This window comes from Pseudomonas sp. KCJK8993, assembly GCF_046230915.1.
GTDB classification, from domain to species: Bacteria; Pseudomonadota; Gammaproteobacteria; order Pseudomonadales; family Pseudomonadaceae; genus Aquipseudomonas; species Aquipseudomonas piscis.
Map to the genome: position 1 here is coordinate 1 of NZ_JBJJLO010000178.1, position 7,877 is coordinate 7,877.

Annotated in this window: 7 protein-coding genes; 6 read left to right on the forward strand and 1 reads right to left on the reverse strand. The window is 64.9% G+C overall.

Annotation, left to right across the window (positions count from 1 at the left end):
* Positions 1 to 929 (forward strand): HD-GYP domain-containing protein (locus ACK6AU_RS30650; protein ID WP_409303414.1); only part of this gene is annotated, 929 nt, incomplete at its 5' end.
* A 3-nt stretch (positions 930 to 932) separates the two neighbouring features.
* Here the strand turns inward: ACK6AU_RS30650 and bkdR are convergent.
* Positions 933 to 1,421 (reverse strand): Bkd operon transcriptional regulator BkdR, encoded by a 489-nt coding sequence (bkdR, locus tag ACK6AU_RS30655; protein WP_185701509.1) that lies wholly within the window; start codon positions 1,419 to 1,421, stop codon positions 933 to 935.
* A 196-nt stretch (positions 1,422 to 1,617) separates the two neighbouring features.
* Between bkdR and ACK6AU_RS30660 the strand changes: the two genes are divergently transcribed.
* The 5 genes from ACK6AU_RS30660 to ACK6AU_RS30680 form a co-directional block, all read left to right on the forward strand.
* Positions 1,618 to 2,853, forward strand: coding sequence for a 3-methyl-2-oxobutanoate dehydrogenase (2-methylpropanoyl-transferring) subunit alpha (locus ACK6AU_RS30660; RefSeq protein ID WP_409303416.1), 1,236 nt, complete (start codon positions 1,618 to 1,620; stop codon positions 2,851 to 2,853).
* 1 nt (position 2,854) lies between these two features.
* Positions 2,855 to 3,913: an alpha-ketoacid dehydrogenase subunit beta gene (locus ACK6AU_RS30665; protein ID WP_068584462.1), complete on the forward strand. Its 1,059-nt coding sequence runs from the start codon at positions 2,855 to 2,857 to the stop codon at positions 3,911 to 3,913.
* Complete coding sequence (locus ACK6AU_RS30670) at positions 3,914 to 5,212, forward strand: dihydrolipoamide acetyltransferase family protein (RefSeq protein ID WP_409303419.1); 1,299 nt, start codon at positions 3,914 to 3,916, stop codon at positions 5,210 to 5,212. It begins immediately after the preceding gene.
* A gap of 3 nt (positions 5,213 to 5,215) precedes the next feature.
* Entirely contained in the window at positions 5,216 to 6,607 is a 1,392-nt protein-coding gene (gene lpdA / locus ACK6AU_RS30675; RefSeq protein WP_185701506.1) for a dihydrolipoyl dehydrogenase, read from the forward strand.
* 293 nt (positions 6,608 to 6,900) lie between these two features.
* On the forward strand, positions 6,901 to 7,877 hold a 977-nt coding region (locus tag ACK6AU_RS30680), incomplete at its 3' end, for a branched-chain amino acid aminotransferase (protein ID WP_409303421.1).

The following is a 7,877-nucleotide window of genomic DNA, read 5'->3' on the forward strand; positions in this document are numbered from 1 at the left end:
AGCTGCAACGGGCCATCAAGGTCTGTGCCCATTCACGCCAGGCGGTGATGGACATGTTCCAGGAAGTACGCATGGGCCAGGTGATCCAGGTGCAACAGGTCAACGAGCTGGTGGGCATGATCACCGATTCGCTGTTGCGCCATCCCCACGCGCTGATCAGCCTGGCCCGACTCAAGCGCGCCGACGACTACACCTACATGCACTCGGTGGCGGTGTGCGCGCTGATGCTGGCCACCGCCCGCCAACTGGGCCTGTCGGAGCACTTCGTGCGACTGGCCGGGGTGGCCGGGCTGCTGCACGACGTGGGCAAGCTGACCATCCCCGATGCCATCCTCAACAAACCGCAAAAGCTGTCGGACAGCGAGTTCGAACAGGTCAAGCTGCACCCCGAGGCTGGCGGCAGCATCCTGCGCCAGAACGGTGCGGTGGACGCCCTGGTGCTGGATGTGTGCCTGCATCACCATGAAAAGGCCGACGGCTCGGGTTATCCGCACCGCCTGAAGGGCGAGCAGATCAGCCTGTTCGCGCGGATGGGCGCGGTCTGCGATGTGTACGACGCAGTGACCTCCAACCGCCCCTACAACCGCGGCTGGGACCCGGCCGAGGCGATCCAGCGCATGTCCACCTGGACCGGCCACTTCGACCAGCGGGTGTTCCAGGCCTTCGTCAAGAGTGTCGGGATCTACCCGGTGGGCTCCCTGGTGCGGCTGGAGAGCGGGCGCCTGGCGGTGGTGCTGGAGCAACACCCGGATGCGTTGCTGACCCCCAAGGTCAAGGTGTTCTTCTCCACTCGCTCCAACCTGCCGCTGGAGCAGAGCGTGGTGGACCTGGCCCGGGTCCAGGGCCAGGAACGCATCGTCGGCCGCGAAGCCCCGGATAACTGGGACTTCAAGGAACTCGACAGGTTGTGGCGCGAAGTACCGGCCTGAGCCTCAGTTGCCCAGGGTCAGGCCATTGGCCGGCAGCGGCAGCGCGGTCTTGTAGCGTACCTGCTTGAGGGCGAAGCTGGAGCGGATATTGGCCACTCCCGGCACCTTGGTCAGGAAGTCCATCATGAAGCGCTCCAAGGCCTGGATGCTGGGCACCAGCACGCGGATCAGGTAGTCCGGGTCGCCGGCCATCAGGTAGCACTCCATCACTTCCGGACGATCGGAAATGGCCTCTTCGAAATGCTGCAGGGCCTCTTCCACCTGTTTCTCCAGGCTGACATGGATGAACACGTTGACGTGCAGGCCCAGGAGCTCGGCATCCAGCAGGGTCACCTGCTCGCGGATCAGTCCCAGGTCCTCCATGGCCCTGACCCGATTGAAGCAGGGGGTTGGCGAAAGGTTCACCGAACGGGCCAGGTCGGCGTTGGTGATGCGAGCGTTCTCTTGCAGGCTGTTGAGAATGCCGATATCGGTACGGTCCAGTTTACGCATGAGATAAAACAACCTTTTTTTTATGTTTATAAAGATTTTTTATCTCTAAATGACTTTGCGTGCAACGAAACACAGATAAATATTCTCCTTATCCCGGCCTATGATGTTTGTAGGACAAGATTTCCCTTACCCAGGGAAGGACTGTCAGCTAGCGCGCCCAAATACAAGAAATCCACAAGATCGAGCGTAGAAAGCCATGACCCCAGCGTATGCACCGCTACGCCTGCACGTTCCCGAACCCTCGGGCCGTCCCGGCTGCAAGACCGATTTCACCTACCTGCGCCTGAACGACGCCGGCCTGGTGCGCAAACCCCCGATCGATGTAGAACCCGCCGATACCGCCGACCTCGCTCGTGGCCTGATCCGAGTACTCGATGACCAGGGCAACGCCCTGGGCGAATGGGCCCAGGACGTGCCCGTGGAGATCCTCCGCCAGGGCATGCGGGCCATGCTCAAGACCCGCATCTTCGACAACCGCATGGTGGTCGCCCAGCGCCAGAAGAAGATGTCGTTCTACATGCAGAGCCTCGGAGAGGAAGCCATCGGCAGCGCCCAGGCGCTGGCCCTGAATGTCGACGACATGTGCTTCCCCACCTATCGCCAGCAAAGCATCCTGATGGCCCGCGAAGTGCCGCTGGTGGACATGATCTGCCAGCTGCTGTCCAACGAGCGCGACCCGCTCAAGGGGCGCCAGCTGCCGATCATGTACTCGGTGAAAGAATCCGGGTTCTTCACCATCTCCGGCAACCTGGCGACCCAGTTCGTGCAGGGCGTAGGCTGGGGCATGGCCTCGGCGATCAAGGGCGATACCAAGATCGCCTCGGCCTGGATCGGCGACGGCGCCACCGCCGAGTCGGACTTCCACACCGCCCTGACCTTCGCCCACGTCTACCGGGCGCCGGTGATCCTCAACGTGGTCAACAACCAGTGGGCGATCTCCACCTTCCAGGCCATCGCCGGTGGTGAAGCCACCACCTTCGCCGGACGCGGCGTGGGTTGCGGCCTCGCCTCGCTGCGGGTCGACGGCAACGACTTCATCGCCGTCTACGCCGCCTCGCGCTGGGCCGCCGAACGCGCCCGCCGCAACCTCGGCCCGACCCTGATCGAGTGGGTCACCTACCGTGCCGGACCGCACTCCACCTCCGACGACCCGTCCAAGTACCGGCCGGCCGACGACTGGAGCCACTTCCCCCTGGGCGACCCGATCGCTCGCCTCAAGCAGCACCTGATCAAGCTCGGCCACTGGTCCGAAGAGGAACACGCCGCGCTCAGCGCCGAACTCGAAGCCCAGGTCATCGCCGCGCAGAAGGAAGCCGAGCAGTTCGGCACCCTCGCCGGCGGCCAGATCCCCAGCGCCGCGACCATGTTCGAGGATGTCTACAAGGACATGCCCGAGCACCTGAAACGCCAACGCCAGCAACTGGGGGTTTGAGATGAACGATCACAACAACAATATCCAGCTGGACACCGCCATGACCACCACCACCATGACCATGATCCAGGCCCTGCGCTCGGCCATGGATGTGATGCTCGAGCGTGACGACAACGTCGTGGTGTTCGGCCAGGACGTGGGGTATTTCGGCGGCGTATTCCGCTGCACCGAAGGCCTGCAAGCCAAGTACGGCACCTCGCGGGTGTTCGACGCACCGATCTCGGAAAGCGGCATCATCGGCACCGCCGTCGGCATGGGGGCCTACGGCCTGCGGCCGGTGGCGGAAATCCAGTTCGCCGACTACGTCTACCCGGCCACCGACCAGATCATTTCCGAAGCCGCACGCCTGCGTTATCGCTCGGCCGGCCAGTTCACCGCACCGCTGACCATGCGCATGCCGTGCGGCGGCGGCATCTATGGCGGCCAGACCCACAGCCAGAGCATCGAGGCGGTGTTCACCCAGGTCTGCGGCCTGCGTACCGTGATGCCGTCCAACCCCTACGACGCCAAGGGCCTGCTGATCGCCTCCATCGAGAACGATGACCCGGTGATCTTCCTGGAGCCCAAGCGCCTGTACAACGGCCCGTTCGACGGCCACCACGACCGCCCGGTAACCCCCTGGTCGAAGCACCCTTCGGCCCAGGTTCCGGACGGCTACTACAAGGTCCCGCTGGACGTGGCCGCCATCGCCCGTCCGGGCAAGGACGTCACCGTGCTGACCTACGGCACCACGGTCTATGTCTCGCAAGTGGCGGCCGAGGAAACCGGTATCGACGCCGAGGTCATCGACCTGCGCAGCCTGTGGCCGCTGGACCTGGACACCATCGTCAAGTCGGTGAAGAAGACCGGCCGCTGCGTGGTGGTGCACGAGGCCACCCGGACCTGCGGTTTCGGCGCCGAGCTGGTGTCGTTGGTGCAAGAGCATTGCTTCCATCACCTGGAGGCCCCGATCGAGCGCGTCACCGGTTGGGATACGCCGTATCCCCATGCGCAAGAGTGGGCATATTTCCCAGGGCCGTCCCGAGTGGGCGCGGCGCTGCAACGGGTCATGGAGGTCTGAATGGGCACGCACGTTATCAAGATGCCGGACATCGGCGAAGGCATCGCAGAAGTAGAACTGTCGCAGTGGCACGTGAAAGTCGGCGACCTGGTGGTCGAAGACCAGGTACTGGCAGACGTGATGACCGACAAGGCCATGGTCGACATCCCCTCCCCGGTCCACGGCAAAGTGCTGGCCCTGGGCGGCGAGCCGGGTGAAGTGATGGCGGTGGGCAGCATCCTGATCAGCATCGAGGTCGAGGGCGCGGGCACCCTCAAGGACTCCGACCAGCTGCCGACGCCGAGCAAGGCGCCAGCCGCCGCGGAAACACCAGCCGCCGCGCCGGTGGCCGCCGCCCCTCAAGTGGACAAGCCGGCACCCGCCTGCCAGGCCGCCGCCAGCCGTCCGGCCCAGGCTCCGGTCGCCCGGGAAGCCAACGAGCGCCCGCTGGCCTCGCCGGCAGTGCGCAAGCATGCCCTGGACCTGGGCATCCAGCTGCGCCTGGTACAAGGCAGCGGCCCTGCCGGGCGCGTCCTGCATGAAGACCTGGACGCCTACCTGGCCCAGGGCAGCCAGGCACCGCGCAGCCATTCGGCGCCATCTGCCGGTTATGCCGAGCGCCACGACGAAGAGCAGATCCAGGTGATCGGCATGCGTCGCAAGATCGCCCAGCGCATGCAGGAATCCAAGCACCGCGCCGCGCACTTCAGCTATGTCGAGGAAGTGGACGTCACCGCCCTGGAAGAACTGCGCATCCACCTCAACGAGAAGCATGGCGCCACCCGCGGCAAACTGACCCTGCTGCCGTTCCTGGTACGGGCGATGGTCGTGGCCCTGCGCGACTTCCCGCAGATCAACGCGCGCTACGACGATGAAGCCCAGGTCGTCACCCGCCACGGCGCGGTGCACGTCGGGGTCGCCACCCAGAGCGACGTTGGCCTGATGGTCCCGGTGGTGCGCCACGCCGAAGCCCGCAGCCTGTGGGGCAACGCCGAGGAGATCGTGCGCCTGGCCAAGGCCGCCCGCGCCGGCAAGGCCGCGCGTGAAGAACTGTCCGGCTCGACCATCACCCTCACCAGCCTCGGCGCCCTGGGCGGGATCGTCAGCACGCCGGTGCTGAACCTGCCGGAAGTGGCCATCGTCGGGGTCAACAAGATCGTCGAGCGGCCCATGGTGATCAAGGGCCAGATCGTGATCCGCAAGATGATGAACCTCTCCAGCTCCTTCGATCATCGGGTGGTCGACGGCATGGACGCCGCGCAATTCATCCAGGCCATCCGCGGCCTGCTCGAACAACCCGCCACGCTGTTTGTGGAGTAAGACATGCAACAGACTCTCAACACCCAACTGCTGATCATCGGTGGCGGCCCTGGCGGCTATGTCGCAGCGATCCGCGCCGGCCAGCTGGGGATCTCCACCATCCTGGTGGAAGGCCAGGCCCTGGGCGGCACCTGCCTGAACATCGGCTGCATCCCGTCCAAGGCCCTGATCCACGTAGCCGAACAGTTCCACCAGACCCGCCACCACAGCCAGGGCTCGGCCCTGGGCATCGAAGTGGCGGCGCCGACCCTGAACATCGGCAAGAGCGTGGAATGGAAGGACGGCATCGTCGACCGCCTGACCACCGGGGTCGCGGCCCTGCTGAAAAAGAACAAGGTCCAGGTGATCCATGGCTGGGCCCGGGTGATCGACGGCAAGACCGTGGAAATCGACGGCGCCGACACCCGCATCCAGTGCGAGCACCTGCTGCTGGCCACCGGCTCCAAGAGCGTCAACCTGCCGATGCTGCCCCTCGGCGGGCCGATCATCTCCTCCACCGAGGCCCTGGCGCCCAAGGTCCTGCCCAAGCGCCTGGCCGTGGTCGGCGGTGGCTACATCGGCCTGGAACTGGGCATCGCCTACCGCAAGCTGGGGGTCGACGTCAGCGTGGTCGAGGCCCAGGAGCGCATCCTGCCGGCCTATGACGCCGAGCTGACCCAGCCGGTGCTGGAGTCGGTCAAGCAACTGGGGATCAAGCTCTACCTCAAGCACAGCGTACTGGGCTTCGATGCCGGCACCAGCAGCCTGCAGGTACGCGACCCCAACGGCGACACCCTGGACCTGGCAACCGACCAGGTGCTGGTGGCGGTGGGCCGCAAGCCCAACACCCAGGGCTGGAACCTGGAGGCGCTGAACCTGGACATGAACGGCTCGGCGATCAAGATCGACGCACGCTGCCAGACCAGCATGCGCAACGTCTGGGCCATCGGCGACCTGAGCGGCGAGCCGATGCTGGCCCACCGGGCCATGGCCCAGGGCGAGATGGTGGCCGAGCTGATCGCCGGCAAGCGCCGGGAGTTCACCCCGGCGGCGATCCCGGCGGTGTGCTTCACCGACCCGGAAGTGGTGGTGGTCGGCAAGACCCCGGACGAAGCCAAGGCCGCCGGCCTGGACTGCATCGTCGCCAGCTTCCCGTTCGCCGCCAACGGCCGGGCCATGACCCTGGAATCCAAGGGTGGCTTCGTGCGCGTGGTGGCACGGCGTGACAACCACCTGGTGCTGGGTTGGCAGGCAGTGGGCGTCGGGGTTTCCGAATTGGCCACGGCGTTCGGCCAATCCCTGGAGATGGGCGCGCGCCTGGAAGACATCGGCGGCACCATCCACGCCCACCCGACCCTGGGCGAGGCGGTCCAGGAAGCCGCATTGCGAGCCCTGGGCCACGCGTTGCATATGTAAAGCCGGACCGTAGGAGCGAGGCTTGCCCGCGATAAAGCCGGCAGGCACGCCAGAGATGTCGAGCCGTCTGCACCGACGCTTCGCGAGCAAGCTTCGCTCCTACAGAAAAGCTCCTACGCAGATCGCTATCCCCGAGGTGACGGGAGGGTTCATGAGCAGGCTAAGTTTTTTTGCTCCCCCTCCCATCGTCCGGGGTGCGGCCTGCCCTCGGAATGCAGTATTGTTGTGCCCATCCAATAAAAACGTCAGAAGCCTTGAGCCGTTCCGACGGTAGTTAAGAAATAGAGGGTGTCATGGGTAACGAAAGCATCAATTGGGACAAGCTGGGTTTTGACTACATCAAGACAGACAAGCGCTATCTGTCGTACTGGCGCAACGGCGAGTGGGACGCAGGCACCCTGACCGAAGACAACGTGCTGCACATCAGCGAGGGCTCCACCGCCCTGCACTATGGCCAGCAGTGCTTCGAGGGCCTCAAGGCCTACCGCTGCAAGGACGGTTCGATCAACCTGTTCCGCCCGGACCAGAACGCCGCCCGCATGCAGCGCAGCTGCGCTCGCCTGCTGATGCCACAGGTACCGACCGAACAATTCATCGAAGCGTGCAAGGCCGTGGTCAAGGCCAACGAACGCTTCATCCCGCCCTACGGCACCGGCGGCGCGCTGTACCTGCGTCCGTTCGTGATCGGCGTGGGCGACAACATCGGCGTGCGGACCGCACCCGAGTTCATCTTCTCGATCTTCGCCATTCCGGTCGGTGCCTACTTCAAGGGCGGCCTGACCCCGCACAACTTCCTGATCTCCAGCTATGACCGTGCGGCGCCACAAGGCACCGGCGCGGCCAAGGTCGGTGGCAACTACGCCGCCAGCCTGATGCCCGGCTCCCAGGCCAAGAAGGCCAGCTTCGCCGACTGCATCTACCTGGACCCGCTGACCCACAGCAAGATCGAGGAAGTCGGCTCGGCCAACTTCTTCGGGATCACCCATGACGACAAGTTCGTCACCCCGAACTCGCCATCGGTACTGCCGGGCATCACCCGCCTGTCGCTGATCGAACTGGCCAAGAGCCGCCTGGGCCTGGAAGTGGTCGAAGGCGACGTGTTCATCGACAAGCTCGCCGACTTCAAGGAAGCCGGCGCCTGCGGTACCGCCGCGGTGATCACCCCGATCGGCGGCATCGAGTACCAGGACAAGCTGCACGTGTTCTACAGCGAAAAAGAAGTCGGTCCGATCACCCAGAAGCTCTACAAGGAGCTGACTGGCGTGCAGAC